A 21501-nucleotide genomic window follows, 5' to 3' on the forward strand; every position below is an offset into this window, starting at 1 on the left:
GGGTGCGGGCCCTGGTTCCCGCAGCTCGGTCGGGTGCCACTGACACACGACTATTGAATTCACACAGCAGCAAGGCTGCAAAGCGAAGAGACGAGGATCATGGCAACGGAAATCCGCGTGCCCACGCTGGGCGAATCCGTGACCGAAGCCACCATCGCGCAGTGGTACAAGAAGCCCGGCGATGCGATAGCGGCCGACGAGCCGCTGGTCGAGCTTGAGACCGACAAGGTGACCATCGAGGTGCCTGCCCCCTCCGCAGGCGTGCTGGAGAGCATCGTCGTCGAAGAGGGCGTCACCGTTGAGGTTGGCGCGCTTCTGGGCATGCTGAAGGAAGGTTCCGGCGCGTCCTCCCCTGCCGCATCCGCTCCGGCTGAGCCTGCCTCCAAGCCCGCCGCGGCTCCGGCGGCTCCGGCTGAAGGCGGAGCCGACATGCCCCCGGCGCCGGCGGCCCGCAAGCTGATGGCCGAGCAGGGCGTCAGCGCCGCAGCCGTCGAAGGCACCGGCAAACGCGGTCAGGTTCTCAAGGGCGACGTGATGGCGGCGATCGAGGCGGGCACGAGCGCGCCCTCGGCTCCGGCCGCGTCCGTTCGCGCCCCGGTGGCCGTGGAAGACGGTCCGCGCGAGGAACGCGTGCGCATGACCAAGCTGCGCCAGACCATCGCCAAGCGGCTGAAGGACGCGCAGAACACCGCCGCCATGCTGACCACCTTCAACGAGGTGGACATGGGGCCGGTGATGGAATTGCGCAAGCAATACAAGGACCTGTTCGAAAAGAAGCACGGCGTGAAGCTGGGCTTCATGGGTTTCTTCACCAAGGCCGTCTGCCATGCGCTGAAGGAAATCCCGGCGGTCAACGGCGAAGTCGACGGCACCGATATCATCTACAAGAACTTCTGCCACATCGGCGTGGCGGTCGGCACGGAGAAGGGCCTCGTGGTGCCGGTGGTGCGTGACGCCGACCAGATGACGATCGCCGAGATCGAGAAGGAAATCGCCAATCTCGGCCGCAAGGCGCGCGACGGCAAGCTCGGCATGGCTGATATGCAGGGCGGCACCTTCACGATCTCCAACGGCGGCGTCTACGGTTCGCTGATGTCGACGCCGATCCTCAACGCGCCGCAGTCCGGTATCCTGGGCATGCACAAGATCCAGGACCGTCCGATGGCGGTTGGCGGCGAGATCAAGATCCGCCCGATGATGTATCTGGCGCTGAGCTACGATCACCGTATCGTCGACGGCAAGGAAGCGGTGACCTTCCTTGTGCGCGTCAAGGAAAGCCTGGAAGACATCCAGCGTCTCGTGCTGGATCTCTGACAACAGTCAAGGCGCATTTCGGAGGATGGCAATGGTCGTCGTATCAGCAAGACGCGGTCGCGCATTCGTCATGGCGGCCGCACTGGCCGTCGCACTCCTCCCCGCCGCCGCATCCGGCACCTTGCCGGGCGCGCCGGCGGGCGCGGCGATGGCCATACCCGGTACGCCGGCCACCACTGCGGGTGGACTGGTGCTTGCCGCCCGCGATATCCGCTGGCTCGAGGGCGAGTACAGCGTGGATGGCCGCAACCCGAATGGCACGCCTTATCGCGGCCGCGTTTTCATCACGGTGCGCGGCGATGACGTCTATTTTCGTTGGGAAATCGGCCGTGATGTCTACCGCGGCGAGGGCGGCTTCGTCGGCAACGTGCTGGTCATCGACTGGGGCCAGGCCGATCCGGTGACCTATGTGGTGAACACCGACGGGACCCTGAACGGGACCTGGAGCAAGGGCCTCGCCTCCGAGCGACTGATCCCGAGATAATGATCCGCGCGGCCAAGGGCCGCGTCCGAATAGCAAAAGGCGACTGCAATGTCCCAATATGATCTCGTCGTCATCGGCTCCGGCCCCGGTGGCTATGTGTGCGCCATCAAGGCGGCCCAGCTCGGCCAGAAGGTCGCCGTTGTCGAGAAGCGCGCCAGTCATGGTGGAACCTGCCTGAACGTCGGCTGCATCCCGTCCAAGGCGCTGCTGCACACCTCGGAGCTGTTCGAGGAAGCCGGCCACGCCTTCGAAGGGTTCGGAATCAAGGTCGGCAAGCCGAAGCTCGATCTGAAGGCAATGATGGGCCACAAGACGCAGGTCGTGGACGCCAACACCTCCGGCGTCGGCTTCCTGTTCAAGAAGAACAAGATCGAGGCCTTCCAGGGCACCGGCAAGATTGTTGGCAAAGGCAAGGTTGAGGTCGCGCTTGAGGACGGTAAGACGCAGGTTCTCGAGGCGAAGAACATCGTCATCGCCACGGGGTCCGATGTGACGCCGCTGCCGGGCGTCGAAATCGACGAGAAGCAAATCGTCTCCTCCACCGGCGCGCTGGAACTCGACAAGGTTCCTGGCAAGATGATCGTCGTCGGCGCGGGTGTGATCGGTTTGGAGCTGGGCTCTGTCTGGCGCCGTCTCGGCGCCGAGGTGACCGTGGTCGAATACCTCGATCGTATCCTGCCGGGCATGGACAACGATGTCGCCAAGCAGTTCCAGCGCATGCTGGCCAAGCAGGGCATCATCTTCAAGCTGTCGTCCAAGGTCGCCGGCGTCAAAAAATCTGGCAAGACGCTCGAGGTTGTCGTCGAGCCGGCCGCCGGCGAAGCGGCTGCCGAGACCCTGGAGGCCGATGTGGTGCTCGTCGCCATCGGCCGTCGCCCCTACGTGCACGGGCTCGGCCTTGAAGAGGTCGGGGTTGCGCTGGACGAGCGCGGCCGGGTGAAGACCGACGCGCACTACAAGACCAATGTGGACGGCATTTACGCCATTGGCGACGTGATCGCGGGTCCGATGCTGGCGCACAAGGCCGAGGACGAGGGCGCGGCTTTGGCCGAGATCCTGTCCGGTCAGGCCGGCCACGTGAATTACGACGTCATCCCGGGAGTGGTCTACACGATGCCGGAAGTCGCATCCGTGGGCAAAACGGAAGAGGAGCTGAAGGCTGCCGGCGTCAAATACAAGGCAGGCAAGTTCCCCTTCACGGCCAACGGACGCGCCCGGGCCATGGGTCATACGGACGGGTTCGTGAAGATCCTGGCGGATGCCGCAACCGACCGCGTTCTGGGCGCGCATATCGTCGGCGCGGGCGCCGGCGAGATGATCCACGAAGCGGTGGTGCTGATGGAGTTCGGTGGTTCATCCGAGGATCTCGCGCGTACCTGCCACGCGCACCCGACCCAGTCGGAAGCTGTGCGCGAGGCTGCCATGGCGACCTACGGCAAACCGATCCATATGTGATCGCGCGCCGCAAGGCGCGCAATCAATCGCGTGGACTCACAAAAGCCCGGGACGTGCGCCCGGGCTTTTGCTCCTTTCAGGCCCTATTCGTCGGTCTTGTCGTCTGTCGCGGCCTCGACCTGCGGCAGCGTCTCCAGATCGTTTGTGGCAAGCGCGCTGGACATGGGCTCCTCGACGCTTGCGATGGGTGACATGGGCGCCTGGGTCACCTGATCCTGCTTCATGAAGGGGCAGGCGAAGGCGGCGGAGGCGGCAAGCGCGAAAACCGATGCCAGGCCAAACGTTGCAATCTTGCGGGACATGTGAATCTCCTGCTGATGTGGCTGCGCTGATCCTGGGACCCTGCGCGCGGTATCGCGCCCGTCACGCTATGCGTCGTCTGGGCGCGCGATCCCTCAGCCGTCGTCAGCATACCGTAACGGAAACCATCCGCAAAGGGCCGCGCACGGGCCACCGCGTGCGCCGCCGCGTCATTCTTCGCAATCGCTGGTATCAGTCGGCGCGGCGAAGCGTGAAGGACTGCCGCTCGCGCTTCTTGCGCGGGTCGTGGAAATCGTTTTCCACGTAGGCGTCCATGCGGCTGTCGTTGACGGCCAGCTCAACGAAACGGTGCGCCGAATAGGTGGTGTAGATGGCCTGGAAACGGCCATTGCCTGCCCGGATACCTTTCGTCCAGCCCCAGGTGCAATCGCGCGGCGCGCATTTGGTGAAGGTCCGCGTGCGATGCACCAGACGGTTGTCCTGGCACTCGGTTTCCACCTCGATCCGGCTGACGTCGCCCGACCGCGCATTCCGGTTGCGCCACACCCCGGTCTCCGGGGCGTAACACGCGTTGAACTCCGGGTTGCTCGCTCGTTCATAGACCACGGCCAGCGTCGTGCCGCCAATGGCGACGACGGCGAAGACGAGGGCGAAAATGCCGACTGCCTGCGATTTGAATGAGGAAGCTTTCGTCATGAAGGCCCTCCTTTCAGGCGTTGTGCCTCCAGCTCTCGTGCATTGTTACAGATTGAAATGAAGCATTGGTAAATTGTGCGATCGGGCACAGACGTCGCCCTTTTATGCGGCGAAAATTGTCGGCGCCGTTTATCTATTGGAAGCGAGAAAGCGATAAATCACAATCGATTCAAATCGTAGTTATGTTGAAAACTGGACCAAGTTAAGGCGCGTCAAGCGCGTGGATGAGCCTGCTTGTACACTTGCAGAAGGCGCTCCGTTTCCACATCCGTGTAGACTTGCGTGGTCGACAGGCTGGCGTGGCCGAGCAGTTCCTGAATGGTCCTGAGATCGCCGCCGCCTGAAAGAAGGTGCGTGGCGAAGGAGTGCCGCAACGCATGCGGTGTGGCGGTGTCCGGCAGGTTGAGCGCGCCGCGCAGCCTTTGCACTGCAAGCTGGATGATGCGCGGGGACAGCGGTCCGCCGCGCGCGCCGCGAAACAGTGCGCCGTCCGCGGCCAGCGGGTAGGGGCACAGGGCGATGTAGGCGGCCACCGCCTCGCTGACGATGGGCAGCACGGGGACGATCCGCTGCTTGCCGCCCTTGCCGGTGACGCGGATGACCTCGACGCCGGGTTCCGGCGCCTGTGCCCGGGTCAGCGACAGCGCCTCGGAAATGCGCAGCCCGCAGCCGTAGAGAAGCGTCAGCACGGCGGCGTTGCGCACGCCGATCCAGGGTTCTTCGTCGAGCGCCTCCTCCGCGTCGACCATCCTGCGTGCGGCCTCCGCCGACACGGGCTTGGGCAAGCTCTTCTTGCGCCGCGGCGCCCGCACGGCCCGCGCCGCGGCCGCATTGGCCAGCCCCTGGCGCTCCAGATAGCCGAGAAACGACCGCAGCCCCGCCAGCCCGCGGGCCAGGCTTTCGCCGCTGATCCCCTCGCGCCGGCGGCTTGCGAAGAACGCGCGGATGTCGGCGGGCAGCAGCGCGCCGAGCGCTTCGGGTCCGGGCGCACCGCCGTTGTGCAGCGTCAGGAAGGAGAGGAACTGCCGCACGTCGCGATCGTAGGCGACCAGGGTCTTGTCGGCGAGCCGCCGCTCCGATCCCAGATGGTCGAGCCAGTCGGACACCAGCCGCATCAGGGCGGGCGTGGCGATGACGAGGGGGGCGGGTGCGGTCATCGAGCGGATCTGTCCGGCTTCCGGGTGATTCAGCGGCGGTTGCGTCGAGAGTCTCAAAGCCGCGCGGGGATCGCAACCGGTATTTGTTGGACCGGGTCCCATCGCCAGTCCGGATCCGAAAAGCACCGGGTTCCGCCGACCCAACGGGCGACAGGCCCGCAACAGCCGAAGTCGCGCATTCCGATCGCAAGCGCCTCGCCGATTGCGGTGAGTGCGAATGTCGCGGACGCCGGATCATTCCGGCCGCCATCGATCACCTCCAGCGCCGGGTCGTCGGCATCGAGCAGGCCCGCCAAGATGGACCAGAACATCAGATCACCAAGAAACGTCAGCGGCTCGCGTTCAAGCACCAGCGCGCGAAAGATGTGGCCGCCGCGTTTGGGGCCGTCACGCAGGATATCGAGCGTCAGTCTCTCGGTGAGCGACAGGCCGTCGCGACTGCCGGGCAGCTCCGAAAGATGGCGTATCAAGGCTCTCGCCATATAGGGCAGGCCGGGCAATGCGCGGCGCGTCGCGATTGCATGCAGTGGCAGAGGCGAGGGTCCGCAAAGCGTCTCCCAGACAGCCGTCCCGGCCGCAACCATGGGGGCCGTGACGGGCTGCCGGTCCGAGAAGATCCGACGCAGCGCCACGGGCGAGAGATGACCCAGGCCGTTGAACCGTTCGATGCCGGGAAAGCTGTCCAAGCTGACGATCGACACGGGCGTGTCGCCCGCATGCCGTCCGAGCACGTCGAGCGCACGGGCGAGCAGCAATTGGTCGTAGGAATCATGCTCGAACCACAGGACGATCTCGTCGAAGCTGCCGGCTGCCATCAGCCGTTGCTGCTGGTCGATCATGCTGGCGCGCACCTGCTGCCAGCCCGGCCCGGGGCCGATGTCGTGCGTGTCGATGAATGTCGCACGCAGATCGAAATAGACTGGATCGAGGTCATTCGCGGGCCGGACCAAAGGGCCCTGGCAGAGCGGGTCGGAGTACTCCAGAAACTCTCCCGAGAATCCTGCCGCGCGCAGGCCTTCACGGATGTCGGAGCCGCAGCGCACGTGCAGGGTCGCGCGGGCGCCATCCGGAGCCGGTGCGTTGCGCGCGATTGCGCGTCGCGCGTCGTCCATGCGGGCGATGTGATGCACCAGTCGCGGCCAGCTCTGCACCCCCAGTTCGCGCGCGATCACGAGCTGCGCGTCAGCAAGCGCGGAGAACCGCTCGGGCATGTCTGCCGGGGCGAGTTCGGATGCCTTGGGATGATGACGCCGGAATCGGTCGAGCGCGGCGGGAGTTCCTGCGCGCATGCCGTCGCGAAGCTCCTTGGCCTGTTTCTTCTGCTGGGGGAGGGAAAGCGGGCGTTCGTCGTCGCTGAGGACGGGATTTTCGGACATGAATGGACCCAATCTCGATGTATCTGTGTCCGCCAGCCAGAACGAGTGGGTGTCGAGGCGCGAAGTCGTCGCTTTGTCAGGTCGCGGGCGCAGCCCTTTCCGCGGACAGAGGCGGCGCCGACCGGAGCGCCGAGTAGAACTGTGCCGCGAGGGACGATACGGCGCAACAAAAAAGGGCGCCCCGCGGGACGCCCTTTCATCGCGTTTGCAGATGCTTGGATTACAGGATCTTCTGGCCGGTCTTCGCCCAGTCGTCCATGAACTGCTGCAGGCCCTTGTCGGTGAGCGCGTGGTTGACCAGGCTCTTGAGCACGGCCGGCGGCACGGTTGCTACGTCGGCGCCTGCAATCGCGCTCTGCTTGACGTGGTCGGCCGAACGGATCGAGGCGGCGAGGATTTCGGTCTCGAAATCGTAATTGTCGTAGATGGCGCGGATCTCGGCGATCAGCTCCATGCCGTCGACGCCGAGATCATCCAGCCGGCCGATGAACGGCGAGATGAAGGTCGCGCCGGCCTTGGCGGCCAACAGCGCCTGGTTGGCGGAGAAACACAGGGTGACATTGACCATGTGGCCCTCACCGGTCAGCGTCTTGCAGGCCTTCAGGCCATCCCAGGTCATTGGCAGCTTGATGGCGATGTTCCTCGCGATCTTCGCAAGCTCGCGTCCTTCCGCGATCATCGCGGAGGCTTCCAGCGCCACCACTTCCGCCGACACCGGGCCGTCGGTCAGACCGCAGATCTCGGTGATCACCTCACGCACGTCGCGGCCCGACTTGAGGATCAGCGAGGGGTTGGTGGTGACGCCATCGAGAAGGCCGGTTTCGGCCATTTCACGGATTTCCGTGACGTCGGCGGTATCGACGAAGAATTTCATGGGGTCGGTCGCTCCTGAAGGTCTGTGTCCGGATTCAAGGTCCGGGCCTGAAAATGCCGGCCGCCCGATGGCGGACGCTTTCGGCGTTTCTTTATAGTAATGCGACGCGAATCGCACCCCGAATTCGCGCGAAATTCGTGTTCAGTTGCGCAAATGACCGCGCCGATTTGCGCGAAAGTTGCGTTCCGGGGATGACGCCGCCTCGCGCCAGGCAAGGGAAATCGTTTCCGTGCTTTGCGGTAGGCAGGCTTTGTACGCTAGACCGTTCGGCGGAGGCACGCTGATCGTGTTTCGCCGGTGCGCCGGATTCTCAGGCCTCAAGATCGTTGGACCCCGTGTTGTCGGACAAGCCTCTCGTCGTTCCCGTTCTGGTGCCGGTCGCGGTGGACGGCCCGTGGTCCTACCGGGTGCCGCCGGGCATGACGGTGCGTCCGGGGTCCATCGTGCGCGTTCCGGTCGGCCCGCGCGAGGTCATCGGTGCGGTCTGGGATGGCGAGGCCGATGGCGCGGTTGCGTCCAAACGCCTGCGCGACATCGCGCATGTATATGACGCGCCGCCGCTTGACGACGACATGCGCCGGTTCATCGACTGGGTCGCCAACTGGACGCTGTCGCCGCCCGGCCTGGTGCTGCGCATGGTGGTGCGGCTTCGGGACGCGCTGGAGCCCGAGCCGCCGGTCAAGGGCATTCGCGTCGGCACCGTGGTGCCCGAGCGCATGACGGCGGCGCGCGAGCGGGTGCTGGAACTGGCGTCGGATGGTCAGGCCTGGAACCGGGCGGAGCTCACCCATCAGGCGGGCGTCAGCTCCGCGGTCGTGGGCGGGCTTGTGAAACTCGGCGCGCTGGAGATCGTCGCCATGCCGGCGGCCTCGCCGCTCGCGGCGCTGGATCCGGACAAGCCGGGGCGCGAGTTGACGCCGGCGCAGCAGGAGGCGGCCGAGGCGCTGCGCGCCTCCGCAAAGGGCGGCTATTCCGTCACGCTCATTGACGGCGTCACCGGCTCGGGCAAGACGGAAGTCTATTTCGAGGCGGTGGCGGAGGTGCTGAAAGCGGGCAAGCAGGCGTTGATACTGTTGCCGGAGATTTCCCTGACCGCGCAGTTTCTCGAACGCTTCGAGGCGCGTTTTGGCGGAAGACCGGCGGAATGGCACTCCGATCTCGCGCCCAAGCAGCGCGCGCGCGTCTGGCGCGGGGTGGCGGACGGCACCGTTCAGGTGGTCGTCGGCGCGCGCTCGGCGCTTTTCCTGCCCTTCAAGACGCTCGGGCTGATCATCGTGGACGAAGAGCATGACACCGCCTTCAAGCAGGATGACCGGGTGCCCTATTCGGCGCGCGACATGGCGGTGGTGCGCGGCCATCTGGCGGATTTTCCCGTGGTGCTGTCGTCGGCGACGCCGGCGATCGAAAGCCGGGTCAATGCGGATGTCGGCCGTTACCGGCGCATTGTGCTCAGCGAGCGCGCCACGGGCGCGGAAATGCCGCGCATCGAACCCGTCGACATGCGCAGCCATGGTCCCGAACGCGGGCGCTGGCTGGCGCCGACGCTGGTCGACGCCCTGAAGGCGACCATCGAGAAAGGCGCGCAGGCGCTGCTGTTTCTCAACCGGCGCGGCTACGCGCCGCTGACGCTCTGCCGCGCCTGCGGCCATCGCTTCCAGTGCGACAATTGCTCCACCTGGCTGGTCGAGCACCGGTTCCGCGGTCAGCTCGTGTGTCACCACTGCGGCCATCAGGAGCGCAAGCCCGATGTCTGCCCGGAATGCGGCGCCGCCGACTCGCTGGTGGCCTGCGGCCCCGGCGTGGAGCGAATCGCCGAGGAAGTGCGCGCTCTTTTCCCCGACGCGCGCGCCCTGGTGCTGTCCTCGGACAATCTCGGCGGACCGGAGCGCATGCGCCAGGAGCTGAAGTTGGTCGAGGAGGGCGGCGTGGACATCGTCATCGGCACGCAGCTTGTCGCCAAGGGGCATAATTTCCCGATGATGACGCTGGTCGGCGTGGTCGACGCGGACCTCGGGCTGGCGCATGGCGATCCCCGTGCCGCCGAGCGCACCTTCCAATTGCTTGCCCAGGTGACCGGACGCGCCGGGCGTATCGGCGGCGGCGGCCATGGGATACTGCAAAGCTATGCGCCCGAGCACCCGGTGATCCAGGCGATGTTGTCGGGTGACCGGGACGCTTTCTACAGCGCCGAGATTGAAGCCAGACGGCTCGCCGGGCTGCCGCCGTTCGGCCGTCTTGCGGGAATCGTCATCTCAGGCGAGGATCGGGCGCAGGCCAACGCCTATGCCCGCGCCTTCGCGCAGGCCGCCCCGCGTGACAATCGCGTCGCGGTGCTTGGGCCGGCGGATGCGCCGCTCGCGCTGGTGCGCGGCCGCCACCGCTTCCGGATTCTCATCCAGGCCGACCGCAAGATCGATCTGCAGGCCTACCTGCGCGGCTGGCTGGCCGTGGCGCCCAAGGCGCGCGGATCGCTGCGCGCCCAGATCGACATCGACCCGCAAAGTTTCATGTAGCCGCATTCGGTCCGGCGCCATCGGGCCTGCTTCACGCGCCGGGCGTCACATGGCGAACGGCGGCCAGATCGGGCTTGCGGAGCGCTGCGCCTTATCCTTTGGTGGTAGTTTTGCCGGTTTCGCACCCAAACACCGTGGGAAAGCGTCCTTGCCGCGGGTCGGTGATGTTGCGCACCCGTGATCCCTGTGCTATGCGAAGCCCGACATTCGGGATGCAGTTGCGGCTTGAACTGGCTGCGTCCATAAATATCCAATAATTCCAAGGTCTTATTTGGTGAGTATTTCACACGATAAGGCCTTGGTGCGCGTCTTGAGAGAGCACGAACCCGGTGACAGACAACGTATCCCAAGTCTCAGGTGTCGCGACCCGATACGCCTCTGCGCTTTTCGACCTCGCCCGCGAGGAAAAGGCGGTCGAGGCGACGGAGGCCGACATCTCTCGTCTTGAGGCGATGCTGAACGAAAGCTCGGATCTGATGCGCCTCGTGCGCAGCCCTGTTTTCGGCACCGATGATCAGGTTGGCGCGATGAAGGCCGTGCTCGGGAAAGCCGGTATCGGCGGTCTCGTTGCCAACTTTGTCTTCCTGGTGGCGGACAATCGCCGTCTGTTCGCGCTTCCCTCGATGCTCGCAAGCTTTCATGCGCTCGCCGCCGCCGATCGCGGCGAAGTGACTGCCGATGTCGTGTCGGCACAGCCCTTGTCCGATGCCAATCTGGCCGCCCTGAAAAAGGCGCTCAAGGCATCCACCGGCAAGGACGTGAAAATCAATCCGACCGTCGATCCTGCGTTGATCGGTGGTCTCGTCGTCAAGGTCGGCAGCCGTATGATCGATACGTCGCTGCGGACCAAGCTCAATTCTCTCAATCACTCGATGAAAGAGGTCGGCTGATGGATATTCGGGCCGCGGAAATCTCCGCCATCCTCAAGGACCAGATCAAGAATTTCGGCAAGGAAGCCGAAGTTTCCGAGGTAGGTCAGGTGCTCTCCGTCGGTGACGGTATTGCGCGCGTTTACGGACTGGACAATGTCCAGGCCGGTGAAATGGTCGAATTCCCTGGCGGCGTCCAGGGCATGGCGCTGAACCTCGAGACCGACAACGTCGGTGTCGTGCTGTTCGGTGACGATCGGGGCATCAAGGAAGGCGACACGGTCAAGCGGACCGGCGCCATCGTGGACGTTCCCGTCGGCAGGGGTCTTCTGGGCCGCGTCGTTGACGGCCTCGGCAACCCGATCGACGGCAAGGGCCCGATCGAGTCGTCCGAACGCCGTCGCGTGGACGTCAAGGCGCCGGGCATTCTGCCGCGCAAGTCGGTTCATGAGCCGATGTCGACCGGCCTGAAGGCCATCGATGCGCTGATCCCGATCGGCCGTGGACAGCGCGAGCTGATCATCGGCGATCGCCAGACCGGCAAGACCGCCGTCATCCTGGACACGTTCCTCAACCAGAAAGCGCTGCACGCCGGCGACGACGAAGATGCCAAGCTCTATTGCATCTATGTCGCCATCGGCCAGAAGCGCTCCACGGTTGCGCAGTTCGTGAAGGCCCTGGAAGAAGCCGGCGCGCTCGAGTATTCGATCATCGTCGCCGCCACGGCTTCCGATCCGGCCCCGATGCAGTACCTGGCGCCGTTCACCGGCTGCGCCATGGGCGAATTCTTCCGCGACAACTCGGCTCACGCCGTGATCGCGTATGACGATCTCTCCAAGCAGGCCGTGGCCTATCGCCAGATGTCCCTGCTGCTGCGCCGCCCGCCGGGCCGCGAAGCCTATCCGGGCGACGTCTTCTATCTGCACTCGCGCCTTCTGGAGCGTTCGGCCAAGCTTAACGATTCGCTGGGCGCTGGCTCGCTGACGGCTCTGCCGGTCATCGAGACGCAAGCCAACGACGTCTCCGCCTACATCCCGACCAACGTGATCTCGATCACCGACGGCCAGATCTTCCTGGAGACGGATCTGTTCTTCCAGGGCATCCGGCCGGCGGTGAACGTCGGTCTGTCGGTGTCGCGTGTGGGCTCGTCGGCTCAGATCAAGGCGATGAAGCAGGTTGCCGGCCCGATCAAGGGCGAACTGGCCCAGTACCGCGAAATGGCGGCCTTTGCCCAGTTCGGCTCCGACCTCGACGCCACGACCCAGCGTCTGCTGAACCGCGGTGCGCGACTGACCGAGCTGCTCAAGCAGCCGCAGTTCTCGCCGCTGAAGACCGAAGAGCAGGTTGCCGTCATTTATGCCGGCGTGAACGGTTACCTCGACACCATCCCCGTCAACAAGGTGGGTGATTTCGAGCAGGGACTGCTTCTCAACCTGCGTGGCGAACACGCTGATCTCCTGGCTGAAATCTGGGAGAAGAAAGCGTTGAACGATGACCTCACGGGCCGGCTCAAGGCCGCCGTCGAGGCATTCGCCAAGACCTTTGCTGCGTGACGTTTCGCGTAGCTGACCGGAACCGGGAACGGGAGCGGCCATGCCGAGCCTGAAGGACTTACGAAATCGCATCGCCTCCGTGAAGGCGACGCAAAAGATCACCAAAGCCATGCAAATGGTGGCGGCAGCGAAACTGCGCCGTGCGCAGGAAGCCGCCGTCGCCGCCCGGCCCTATGCCGAGCGCATGGATGCGGTGCTCGCCAATCTCGCCGGGGCTTTTGATGGCCGCGACGACGCCCACAAGCTGATGGTCGGAACAGGCAACGACCAGGTTCACCTGCTCGTTGTCTGTACCGCCGAACGCGGGCTGTGCGGTGGCTTCAACTCGTCGATCGCCAAGCTGGCGCGCGAACATGCGCGCAAGCTTCTCGCTCAGGGCAAAGAGGTCAAGATCCTCTGCGTCGGCAAGAAGGGCTTCGACGCGCTGAAACGCGATATGGGCAAATACGTGATCGATACGGTCGATCTTCGCAGTGTCAAGAATCTGCGCTTTGGCGACGCGGACGCGATCGGCAAGCGTGTTCTGGCGATGTTCGACGAAGGCGCCTTCGACGTCTGCACTCTGTTCTACGCGCGCTTCCAGTCGGTGATCAGCCAGGTCCCGACGGTCCAGCAGATCGTTCCGGCCGATATCGCGGCCGGTCCGGGAGCTGCCGACCTGGATGGCGCGATCTATGACTATGAACCGGAAGAAGGCGAGATCCTGAACGATCTGCTGCCCCGCAACATTTCGGTTCAGATCTTCAGGGCGCTCCTTGAAAACGCCGCTTCGGAGCAGGGCGCGCGCATGTCCGCGATGGACAATGCGACACGCAATGCCGGTGAGATGATCGACAAGCTGACGATGAGCTACAATCGCCAGCGTCAGGCTCAGATCACCAAGGAGCTGATCGAAATTATCTCGGGCGCGGAAGCGCTCTGACGGATTTGAGACGAGGAACAGTGTGATGGCTGACATCAAGGTCGGACGGGTCACCCAGGTCATCGGCGCCGTCGTCGACGTCCAGTTCGATGGTGACCTGCCGCAGATTCTGAATGCGCTCGAGACCGAGAATCAGGGCAACCGCCTTGTTCTCGAAGTGGCGCAGCATTTGGGCGAGAACACCGTGCGCACGATCGCCATGGACTCCACCGAAGGCCTCGTTCGCGGGCAGGAAGTGAAGGACACGGGCGAATCGATCATGATCCCGGTGGGCGCAGGAACGCTCGGCCGCATCATGAACGTCATCGGCGAGCCGGTCGACGAAGCAGGCCCCATCGAGGCTGAAGGCCGCCGCGGCATTCACCAGCCCGCGCCAGCCTACGTCGAGCAGTCGACGGAATCGGAAATCCTGGTCACCGGCATCAAGGTCGTCGACCTGCTGGCGCCCTACGCCAAGGGCGGCAAGATCGGCCTGTTCGGCGGCGCCGGCGTTGGCAAGACCGTGCTGATCATGGAACTGATCAACAACATCGCCAAGGCGCATGGCGGCTATTCCGTTTTCGCCGGCGTGGGTGAGCGCACCCGTGAGGGCAACGACCTCTACTGGGAAATGATCGAGTCCGGCGTGAACAAGGAAGGCGGCGGCGAAGGCTCCAAGGCCGCTCTCGTCTACGGCCAGATGAACGAGCCCCCGGCGCCCGCGCGCGCGTTGCCCTGTCCGGCCTCACCGTCGCCGAGCATTTCCGCGACCAGGGCCAGGACGTGCTGTTCTTCGTCGACAACATCTTCCGCTTTACCCAGGCCGGTTCCGAAGTGTCGGCTCTGCTGGGCCGCATCCCGTCCGCCGTGGGTTACCAGCCGACGCTGGCCACCGACATGGGCACGATGCAGGAGCGCATCACGACCACCAACAAGGGATCGATCACCTCGGTGCAGGCCGTTTACGTGCCCGCCGATGACTTGACCGATCCGGCTCCGGCATCGACATTCGCCCATCTGGACGCAACGACGGTTCTCAACCGCTCGATCGCCGAGAAGGGCATCTACCCGGCCGTGGATCCGCTTGACTCGACCTCGCGCATGCTCGACGCCCGCATCATCGGCGATGAGCATTACGGCGTTGCCCGCCGCGTCCAGGAAGTGCTGCAGCGCTACAAGGCGCTTCAGGACATCATCGCGATCCTTGGCATGGACGAGCTTTCGGAAGAAGACAAGATCGCGGTCGCGCGCGCCCGCAAGATCGAGCGTTTCCTGTCGCAGCCGTTCTTCGTGGCTGAGGTGTTCACCGGTTCGCCGGGCAAGCTGGTTGATCTCGCCGATACCATCAAGGGCTTTAAGGGCCTTTGCGATGGCGACTACGATCATCTGCCGGAAGCGGCCTTCTACATGGTCGGTTCCATCGAGGAAGCGGTCGAGAAGGCCCAGCGTCTGGCTGCCGAAGCCGCCTGATCCGAATGTTGCCGAGGCGCGCGCCCGCAAGGTGTGCGCCTTGGTCGCCGGCCATGCGTCGGCCAATCCTGACAGAAGGCGCGCAGGGCTGATGCCCGTGCCGCGCCGCATGCGAAGCAACGAGGCCGATCATGGCGGAAGCCTTTCAGTTCGAACTTGTCTCTCCGGAGCGCCTTCTGATCTCAGAGGCGGTCGAAGAGGTCGTCGTTCCCGGCTCCGACGGTGATTTCGGCGTGCTGGCGCATCACGCGCCGCTTATGTCGACGATCCGTCCGGGATTCATCGAGGTAAAGCACACGGACGGATCCGCGTCGAAGATCTTCGTGCAGGGCGGCTTTGCCGACACCGGCCCGAATGGCCTGACGATCCTGGCCGAGCGTGCCGTTCCAGCGGAAGATCTCAAGGCCGACGTGATCGCAGCCGAGATCAAGGACGCAGAGGAAGACCTGGCGGACGCCTCCGACGATGCGGCGCGCACGGCTGCGCAGCACAAGATCGGCCAGCTCAAGGAAGTCCAGGCGGCGCTCGCGACGCTCTGAACGGCCCCGGCCTGAATACGGACATCGAAAAAAACCCGGCGGAATTTCCGCCGGGTTTTTTCGTACTCAATCGCTCTGAAAGCGGACGGCGTCAGGCGGCGATGCGCTTGAAGCCGGTGTTGCCGCCGCGCGAGCGCCGGCGCTCGTCCGGAGCGATGTAGACAAGCGCGTGATGCTCCTGGCAATAGGAAACACCGGCCTCGACGCGGTTCTGGCACGGGAAGACATAGCTGTCCGCGCTGCTGCCGCTGCCTTCAACCCATTTGCATTGTCCGCTGCGCGGAAGATTCGTCATATTCGTCGGCGTCGTTTTCATCGTTCGGTCCTGATCATGTCCGAACGCGCGACGGCAGCCGGAGCCGCACCGCGCATTCGCAAGGGTCTTGACTGTGCGACCATCAATCAGCGCCGCGACCGTTTCATTTCATGCATCCGGCGATTGCCCTGGCGCCGTTCACGTGGGACGCCGGCGCGACAGTCCGGGTGCAGGAAATAAAACGATCTCAAGGAACCCGGCGCTCCACCATCCGGCTGACCGGAGGGAGAACCGATGGGGCTCTGGGCGGCGGATCATGAACGCAGGCGCGAAGTAGTAGCCTGCGATAGTCTGCACCGTACAGATAACCAGCCGCAAGGCCGCATGCAATGGGTGCGACATCATAGCCGCCATGCGTGCCGTGCACTGGTTAATACTGGATGCGCCGGCTGCCCCAATCCGGCGCAGACTCGTCCTTCTGCAGCCGGAGGTTGGAAACGACCCGCCTGTTCTGTGCCTTGCACTCGATATCCGCGCAGTTGCGCACCAGACGCTCGCGGCCGTAGCCCTTCGCCCAAAGGCGACTCTGCGGCACGCCTTGGGAGATCAGATAGCTCATCACGGCTTCGGCGCGCCGTTGCGAGATCTCGCGGTTGGCATCCTCGTTGCCGGGATCGTCGGCATGGCCCTGCAGCTTGACGAACCAGCGCGGGTGACCCTGCAGCCAGCGCGCCTGCGCGTCGAGCGTGCGTTTCGCGGTGTCGTCAAGCTCCGCCGACTTCTCGGTGAAATAGGTGCGCCGGCCCACGTGCAGGATGAAATCCTGCTCGCTGCCGGAAGCCACCTTCTCGAATCCCTGCGCCGGCGCGTTGGTCACGTCGGGGATCACCGCGATGCTGTCCACGCTGGCGCAGCCCGCGATAAGAAACAGGACGACCAGCGCCACAGACGCGGTGCAGGCACGTGCGGCGCCTGTCCGCCTGGAGTGTCGGCTCGGCTTCATTCGGTTCCCCCGGAAAGCGGTGCGGTGCCCAGGCTCAGCCGGCGCTGACATTGGCGGTGGAGCCGCCCAGATGCTCGAGCACCAGAACGCGCGTGCCGATCGGGCAGCGCTGGTACAGATCGACAACGTCCTCGGGGAACATGCGGATGCAGCCCGACGAGACATCGTTACCGATGCTCCAGGGTTCCAGCGTGCCGTGCAGCCGGTATCCCAGGTCGCGTCCGTCCCGGTAGAGATACAACGCGCGCGGTCCCAGCGGATTTTCGGGCGAACCGCCTTCAACAAGCTTGGGCAGGTCAGGGCTGCGTTCCAGCATTTCCGGCGGCGGCACCCAGCGCGGCCACAGGGCCTTGCGGTCGATGCGGGCGTGTCCGAACCACTGGAAACCTTCGCGTCCGACGCCAACCCCATAACGCAGCGCGGTGTTGTTTTCCCAGATCCAGTAGAGGAAATGATTGCGGGTATCGACGACCACCGTTCCCGGCGGTTCCGGCGAGAAATATTTCACCATCTGCCGCCGCCACTGCGGCTTGATCACCTTGAAATTCGTCAGCCGGTAGATAAATCCCGCGTCATCCGCTGCTCCGGCGAACCATTTGGATGCGGTGTTCGCCAATGCGGATTGCGACAATGCTGCGCCGGCGAGCAAGGCGCCGCCTGCCTCCAGAATCTTTCTGCGCGTCAGCAACATGATGCCCTCCCTGCATGCGCGCGGGCGCAAACGGGCTTGGCGAGACAGCACCACCCCCCGCCTGCGTGCGAGACCCCGCTATTACGCGGCAACAGCACGGCAACGTCAAGCGTTTGGGAGAACCCCTCCGGCGGCCTCGAGCGCCTGCGGCGTGTCCAGATCCAGCCGGATCGTGTCGTCGAGTTCGATCTCGACGACGGCTTCAGGATTGTCGCCGATCAGATGCCGCGCGCCGACGTCGCCCTTGATCGCCAGCAGGGCGTCGAAGTAGCGGCGTGACCAGAGCACCGGATTGCCGCGTTTGCCCTTCACCGTGGGCACCACGATGAGTGCGCCTGCGGCCGGGTCGTAGGCGGCAACCAGCCGGTCGATGGTTTGCGGCGTGATGCGCGGCATGTCGGCGAGCAGCACGATCGCCGCGTCGGCGGAGGCGGGCAGGGCCTTGATACCGGTCTTCAGGGACGTCGACAGGCCTTCGCGATAGTCTTCGTTGTGCACGAAGCGTACATCGAGGTCCTCAAGCGCCGCTTCCACCTGATCGCGCATGTGCCCCGTCACCACGGTCACGGGTCCGGCGCGCGATTCGAGCGCCGCGCGCGCGGCGATGCGCACCAGCGGTTCGCCGCCGATGGTCGCCAGAAGCTTGTTGGGCCCGCCCATGCGGGTGGAGCGGCCCGCCGCCAGGACAATGGCCGCAACGTCGGGGCGCGGGGCCGCGGTTGCACGCGGAGCCTCTTCGCGCGGCTGCGGGCGGGAGACGATTTCCATCAGCAATCCTCCGACACCCATGCCGGTCAGATCGGCGGCGCTGACCTCGAGGCCGGCGAGCGTTCTCTGCAGCACCCAGTCAAAGCCGTTTTCACGCGGGCTGCGGGCGCATCCTGGCGCGCCGATGACCGGCGTGCCGTCCAGATCGCCCAGCACCAGCAGATTGCCCGGATCCACCGGCATGCCGAAGTGCGTGACGTGTCCTCCCGCCGCTTCGATGGCCGAGGGCACCACATCGCCGCGATCCACGTTGGCCGACGCCCCGAAGACGATCAGCAGTTCCGCGCCGCCGGCCTTGGCCTCGCGCAGCGCGGCGGCCGTTGCCTCCGCCGTGTGCGGCACGCGCAGGTCCGCCACGATCTCCGCGCCGGCGGGCTTGAGCCGGTCCCGCGTGACGCTCAGCGTCTTGTCGATGGTCTTCGGTTTCAGGCTGGGAAGCGTCGTCGAGATGATGGCGGTCTTCAGCGGACGGTAGGGCGCGACGCGGAGCAGCGATAGCCCGTCCTGCTGTTTGCCGACCGTCTCCAGTGCCCGCTCCACCAGATCCCCCGCGACGCCATAGGGAATGATCTTGACCGTGCCGACCATCCGCCCCGCCTCGACGGCGGCATGCTGCGGCAGGCAGGCGAAGGTGATCGCCGGATCGATGCGGTTGAGCGCGTCGATGGCGGCGCTGTCGACGCAGAGGACGCCGGCTTTGGCGGCAAACAGGTTGGCGCGGCCGGTGAAGGCGCGTTCGACCTCTACGGTATCGCCGCCGATCGCCGCCGCGATGCGCCGCGCGGCCTCGTCCTCGGGCACATCACTCGCCTCCAGCATGGCCACCGTCAGGGACCCGACGGAGGCCGCTTGCAGGCGCGCGATGTGCTCCGCCGTCAGCCGCGTGCCCTTCCTGAGCGCGAGGCCGTCGGTCTTGAAGGAATGGGCGAGAATGCCGTTAAGGCAGTCGCGCAACGGGCGTTCGCCGAACGTCACGCGGCCGCCTCGCGCGCAACGCCCGCCGAGGCGCGGCCGCTCTTGCGCAGGTCCTCGATGATCTGCGCCATGACCGCGACGGCGATTTCGGCCGGGCTGGCGGCGCCGATGTCGAGGCCGATCGGAGCATGGATGCGATCGATCTGCTCGCTCGACAGCCCGTCCTTCAGCCGCTCGACTCGAGTCGCATGCGTCTTGCGGCTGCCGAGCGCACCGACATAGAAGCAATCGGCTTCCAGCGCGCTTTTTAAGGGAAAATCGTCGATCTTGGGATCATGGGTGACGGCGACGAGCGCCGTGTAGCGGTCGAGCGTCACCTCCGCCCCCAGCACTTCGTCCGGCCATTGCGCAAACAGCGGCGTGCCGGGGAAACGTTCGGGTGTGGCAAACGCGGTGCGCGGATCGATGATGGTGACGTCGAAGCCGGCGATCGCGGCGATCGGCGCCAGCGCCTGTGAGATATGCACCGCGCCGATTACCAGGATGCGCGGCGGCGGCACTTCCACGCCAAGGAACAGCCGGTTGTCGGCCGCGTCCTCGATCATGCCGGATTTGCCGGAGCGGAAGCGTCGGTCCAGTTCCTCGTGCAGCGGGTCGTCGGCCCACGGATCGGCCTCGCGCACCAGGCGTTGCGCGCCGGTCGTCACATCGGTGATGAGAATGCAGCCGCGGCGCGCGGCGCGTTCCGCATTGAGCTGTTCGAGAAGCGCAAGCTGCATGGTCAGGCCACCTTCTCGACGTAGACGCGGATGCGCCCGCCGCAGGACAGTCCGACCCGCCATGCGGTCTCGTCGGCGACGCCGAATTCCAGCATTTTCGCCGCGCCGCTTTCGATGACGTCGATGGCCTCGCCGACCACCGCGCCCTCGACGCAGCCGCCGGACACGGAACCTTCGAAATTGCCTTCGCCGTCGATCACCAGATGGCTGCCGGTGGGACGCGGCGCGGAGCCCCAGGTCTCCATCACTGTGGCCAGCGCCACCTCGCGTCCGGCCTTGCGCCAATCCTGCGCCGTCAACAGCACGTCGTGCGTGTCGATTGCTTCGCCCGGGGCCTCGCTCATGCCATCCTCCGCTGCCATGGTATTTCCCTCAGCATATAGGACGAGGGCATGGGCTTGAAAGGGGCGTGCGCTGACGGCCAGGCGGGGAAGGTGCGACCGCAGGGTGCTCCGTGGAACCCGGCGGCCGGTTTGCTCAGATGCTGGCGATGAACAGCGCCTTGGCAGCCTCCAGCGTCAGTTCCACCGGATTGCCACCGGCGCTGGGATCCTCGATGGCCATGGCGGCCATCGCGTCGATCTTGTCGGTGCCGACGCCGATGTCGCCGAGCTTCTTCGGAATGCCCAGCTCCGCGTTGAGCTGTTCCACATAGGCATAGAAGCCGTCAAAGCCGCCTTTTATGTCCAGGTAGGCGGCGGCTCGCTCGATGCGCTGCTCGATCGCGGGGCGGTTGAAGGTCAGCACCGGCGGGATGACGATGGCGTTGGTGGTGCCGTGGTGGGTGTTGTAGAGCGCGCCGATGGGGTGCGAGAGCGCGTGCACGGCGCCAAGACCCTTCTGGAACGCGGTGGCGCCCATGGCGGCGGCCGACATCATCTGCGCCCGGGCCTCGATGTCGGAGCCGTCGGCGAAGGCGCGCGGCAGATAATCCTTCACCAGACGCATGCCTTCCAGGGCGATGCCCTGGCTCATCGGATGATAGAACGGGCTGGAATAGGCTTCCAGGCAATGGGCGAAGGCGTCCATGCCGGTGCCTGCGGTGATTGCCATTGGCATGCCGACGGTCAGTTCCGGATCGCAGATGACGACGGCGGGCAGCAGCTTGGGATGGAAGATGATCTTCTTCACATGGGTGTCGGAGTTGGTCAGCACGCCCGCGCGGCCGACTTCCGAACCCGTGCCGGCGGTCGTTGGCACCGCGACGATGGGCGCGATCGCCGAGGCGTCGGCGCGGGTCCACCAGTCGCCGATGTCCTCGAAGTCCCAGACGGGACGGGTCTGGCCGGCCATGAAGGCGACCAGCTTGCCCAGATCCAGGCCCGAGCCGCCGCCGAAGGCGATGACGCCGTCGTGGCCACCGGCCTTGTAGACGTCGATGCCCGCTGCGAGGTTGATCTCGTTGGGGTTGGGATCGACCTCGGAGAACATCGCCCGGCCGAGACCTTCGGCGTCGAGCAGGTCCAATGCTGCCTGGGTGATCGGCAGCCCCGCCAGCCCCTTGTCGGTGACCAGCAGCGGCTTGCGCATGCCGGCGGCGCGACAGGCTTCGCCCAGTTCCTTGATCCGGCCCGCGCCGAAGCGGATGGCGGTCGGATAGCTCCAGTTGGCGACGAGATTCATCGGT

The 21501-nt window shown here is 65.3% G+C and carries 20 protein-coding genes and 1 pseudogene; 9 read left to right on the plus strand and 12 right to left on the minus strand.

The genetic code is table 11. From position 1 onward, the window contains the following. The first annotated feature begins 99 nt into the window (after positions 1-99). The 3 genes from odhB to lpdA are packed head-to-tail and all read left to right on the plus strand — an operon-like array spanning position 100 to position 3253. Positions 100-1314 (plus strand): 2-oxoglutarate dehydrogenase complex dihydrolipoyllysine-residue succinyltransferase, encoded by a 1215-nt coding sequence (gene odhB, locus D1F64_RS01890; protein ID WP_117411038.1) that lies wholly within the window; start codon positions 100-102, stop codon positions 1312-1314. A 31-nt stretch (positions 1315-1345) separates the two neighbouring features. Further along, positions 1346-1798 carry a hypothetical protein gene (locus D1F64_RS01895; RefSeq protein WP_162901225.1) on the plus strand — a complete coding sequence of 151 codons (453 nt, stop codon included), beginning with the start codon at positions 1346-1348 and terminating at the stop codon, positions 1796-1798. Between the two features lie 48 nt (positions 1799-1846). Continuing rightward, a complete protein-coding gene (gene lpdA, locus D1F64_RS01900; RefSeq protein ID WP_117411040.1) occupies positions 1847-3253 on the plus strand; it encodes a dihydrolipoyl dehydrogenase in 1407 nt (468 codons plus the stop codon). Positions 3254-3336: 83 nt separating this feature from the next. On the opposite strand, the gene D1F64_RS01905 is transcribed toward lpdA, so the two are convergent. The 5 genes from D1F64_RS01905 to fsa all read right to left on the minus strand — a co-directional run bounded on the left by D1F64_RS01905 (position 3337) and on the right by fsa (position 7617). Next, on the minus strand, positions 3337-3555 hold the full coding sequence (locus tag D1F64_RS01905) for a hypothetical protein (RefSeq protein ID WP_117411041.1): 219 nt from the start codon (positions 3553-3555) through the stop codon (positions 3337-3339). Between the two features lie 190 nt (positions 3556-3745). Continuing rightward, positions 3746-4210, minus strand: a complete 465-nt coding sequence (locus D1F64_RS01910) for a hypothetical protein (protein ID WP_117411042.1) — start codon at positions 4208-4210, stop codon at positions 3746-3748. 212 nt (positions 4211-4422) lie between these two features. After that, positions 4423-5367 (minus strand): tyrosine recombinase XerC, encoded by a 945-nt coding sequence (locus tag D1F64_RS01915; protein WP_117411043.1) that lies wholly within the window; start codon positions 5365-5367, stop codon positions 4423-4425. A gap of 53 nt (positions 5368-5420) precedes the next feature. After that, a complete protein-coding gene (locus D1F64_RS01920; RefSeq protein ID WP_117411044.1) occupies positions 5421-6743 on the minus strand; it encodes a DUF1835 domain-containing protein in 1323 nt (440 codons plus the stop codon). Between the two features lie 220 nt (positions 6744-6963). After that, on the minus strand, positions 6964-7617 hold the full coding sequence (gene fsa, locus D1F64_RS01925) for a fructose-6-phosphate aldolase (protein WP_117411045.1): 654 nt from the start codon (positions 7615-7617) through the stop codon (positions 6964-6966). 338 nt (positions 7618-7955) lie between these two features. On the opposite strand from fsa, the gene D1F64_RS01930 reads away from it, so the two are divergent. The 6 genes and pseudogenes from D1F64_RS01930 (at position 7956) to D1F64_RS01955 (ending at position 15462) form a co-directional block, all read left to right on the plus strand. After that, positions 7956-10130 carry a primosomal protein N' gene (locus D1F64_RS01930; protein WP_248304577.1) on the plus strand — a complete coding sequence of 725 codons (2175 nt, stop codon included), beginning with the start codon at positions 7956-7958 and terminating at the stop codon, positions 10128-10130. Between the two features lie 329 nt (positions 10131-10459). Beyond that, entirely contained in the window at positions 10460-11020 is a 561-nt protein-coding gene (locus tag D1F64_RS01935; RefSeq protein WP_117411047.1) for a F0F1 ATP synthase subunit delta, read from the plus strand. Then, positions 11020-12552, plus strand: a complete 1533-nt coding sequence (gene atpA, locus D1F64_RS01940; protein ID WP_117411048.1) for a F0F1 ATP synthase subunit alpha — start codon at positions 11020-11022, stop codon at positions 12550-12552. Before D1F64_RS01935 ends, atpA begins: the two co-directional genes overlap by 1 nt. A gap of 40 nt (positions 12553-12592) precedes the next feature. After that, positions 12593-13474: a F0F1 ATP synthase subunit gamma gene (locus tag D1F64_RS01945; RefSeq protein ID WP_117411049.1), complete on the plus strand. Its 882-nt coding sequence runs from the start codon at positions 12593-12595 to the stop codon at positions 13472-13474. 25 nt (positions 13475-13499) lie between these two features. Next, positions 13500-14923 (plus strand): annotated as a pseudogene (gene atpD, locus D1F64_RS01950) (F0F1 ATP synthase subunit beta). A 131-nt stretch (positions 14924-15054) separates the two neighbouring features. Continuing rightward, positions 15055-15462 carry a F0F1 ATP synthase subunit epsilon gene (locus D1F64_RS01955; protein ID WP_117411050.1) on the plus strand — a complete coding sequence of 136 codons (408 nt, stop codon included), beginning with the start codon at positions 15055-15057 and terminating at the stop codon, positions 15460-15462. A gap of 91 nt (positions 15463-15553) precedes the next feature. Here D1F64_RS01955 and D1F64_RS01960 read toward each other — a convergent pair whose 3' ends face one another. The 7 genes from D1F64_RS01960 to D1F64_RS01990 form a co-directional block, all read right to left on the minus strand. After that, positions 15554-15757, minus strand: a complete 204-nt coding sequence (locus tag D1F64_RS01960; RefSeq protein ID WP_117414354.1) for a hypothetical protein — start codon at positions 15755-15757, stop codon at positions 15554-15556. Positions 15758-16148: 391 nt separating this feature from the next. Beyond that, positions 16149-16721 carry an OmpA family protein gene (locus tag D1F64_RS01965; protein WP_117411051.1) on the minus strand — a complete coding sequence of 191 codons (573 nt, stop codon included), beginning with the start codon at positions 16719-16721 and terminating at the stop codon, positions 16149-16151. Positions 16722-16755: 34 nt separating this feature from the next. Next, positions 16756-17412, minus strand: a complete 657-nt coding sequence (locus D1F64_RS01970; protein WP_117411052.1) for a L,D-transpeptidase — start codon at positions 17410-17412, stop codon at positions 16756-16758. 105 nt (positions 17413-17517) lie between these two features. Beyond that, positions 17518-19155, minus strand: a complete 1638-nt coding sequence (locus tag D1F64_RS01975) for a molybdopterin-binding/glycosyltransferase family 2 protein (protein WP_117411053.1) — start codon at positions 19153-19155, stop codon at positions 17518-17520. Then, the gene (locus D1F64_RS01980) at positions 19152-19874 is read right to left on the minus strand and encodes an XdhC family protein (RefSeq protein ID WP_117411054.1); all 723 of its coding nucleotides are present in this window, start codon (positions 19872-19874) and stop codon (positions 19152-19154) included. The genes D1F64_RS01975 and D1F64_RS01980 overlap by 4 nt, the downstream gene beginning before the upstream one ends. A 2-nt stretch (positions 19875-19876) precedes the next feature. Next, complete coding sequence (locus tag D1F64_RS01985; protein WP_117414355.1) at positions 19877-20218, minus strand: XdhC family protein; 342 nt, start codon at positions 20216-20218, stop codon at positions 19877-19879. 133 nt (positions 20219-20351) lie between these two features. Further along, positions 20352-21497, minus strand: coding sequence for an iron-containing alcohol dehydrogenase (locus D1F64_RS01990; protein ID WP_117411055.1), 1146 nt, complete (start codon positions 21495-21497; stop codon positions 20352-20354). Positions 21498-21501 lie beyond the last annotated feature (4 nt).

This window comes from Breoghania sp. L-A4 (assembly GCF_003432385.1).
Lineage (GTDB): Bacteria > Pseudomonadota > Alphaproteobacteria > Rhizobiales > Stappiaceae > Breoghania.

Coding starts and splice junctions, on each gene's coding strand:
- odhB (WP_117411038.1), top strand. CDS start 100: ATGGCAACGGAAATCCGCGTGCCCACGCTGGGCGAATCCGTGACCGAA.
- D1F64_RS01895 (WP_162901225.1), top strand. CDS start 1,346: ATGGTCGTCGTATCAGCAAGACGCGGTCGCGCATTCGTCATGGCGGCC.
- lpdA (WP_117411040.1), top strand. CDS start 1,847: ATGTCCCAATATGATCTCGTCGTCATCGGCTCCGGCCCCGGTGGCTAT.
- D1F64_RS01905 (WP_117411041.1), bottom strand. CDS start 3,555: ATGTCCCGCAAGATTGCAACGTTTGGCCTGGCATCGGTTTTCGCGCTT.
- D1F64_RS01910 (WP_117411042.1), bottom strand. CDS start 4,210: ATGACGAAAGCTTCCTCATTCAAATCGCAGGCAGTCGGCATTTTCGCC.
- D1F64_RS01915 (WP_117411043.1), bottom strand. CDS start 5,367: ATGACCGCACCCGCCCCCCTCGTCATCGCCACGCCCGCCCTGATGCGG.
- D1F64_RS01920 (WP_117411044.1), bottom strand. CDS start 6,743: ATGTCCGAAAATCCCGTCCTCAGCGACGACGAACGCCCGCTTTCCCTC.
- fsa (WP_117411045.1), bottom strand. CDS start 7,617: ATGAAATTCTTCGTCGATACCGCCGACGTCACGGAAATCCGTGAAATG.
- atpA (WP_117411048.1), top strand. CDS start 11,020: ATGGATATTCGGGCCGCGGAAATCTCCGCCATCCTCAAGGACCAGATC.
- D1F64_RS01945 (WP_117411049.1), top strand. CDS start 12,593: ATGCCGAGCCTGAAGGACTTACGAAATCGCATCGCCTCCGTGAAGGCG.
- D1F64_RS01955 (WP_117411050.1), top strand. CDS start 15,055: ATGGCGGAAGCCTTTCAGTTCGAACTTGTCTCTCCGGAGCGCCTTCTG.
- D1F64_RS01960 (WP_117414354.1), bottom strand. CDS start 15,757: ATGACGAATCTTCCGCGCAGCGGACAATGCAAATGGGTTGAAGGCAGC.
- D1F64_RS01965 (WP_117411051.1), bottom strand. CDS start 16,721: ATGAAGCCGAGCCGACACTCCAGGCGGACAGGCGCCGCACGTGCCTGC.
- D1F64_RS01970 (WP_117411052.1), bottom strand. CDS start 17,412: ATGTTGCTGACGCGCAGAAAGATTCTGGAGGCAGGCGGCGCCTTGCTC.
- D1F64_RS01980 (WP_117411054.1), bottom strand. CDS start 19,874: ATGCAGCTTGCGCTTCTCGAACAGCTCAATGCGGAACGCGCCGCGCGC.
- D1F64_RS01985 (WP_117414355.1), bottom strand. CDS start 20,218: ATGAGCGAGGCCCCGGGCGAAGCAATCGACACGCACGACGTGCTGTTG.
- D1F64_RS01990 (WP_117411055.1), bottom strand. CDS start 21,497: ATGAATCTCGTCGCCAACTGGAGCTATCCGACCGCCATCCGCTTCGGC.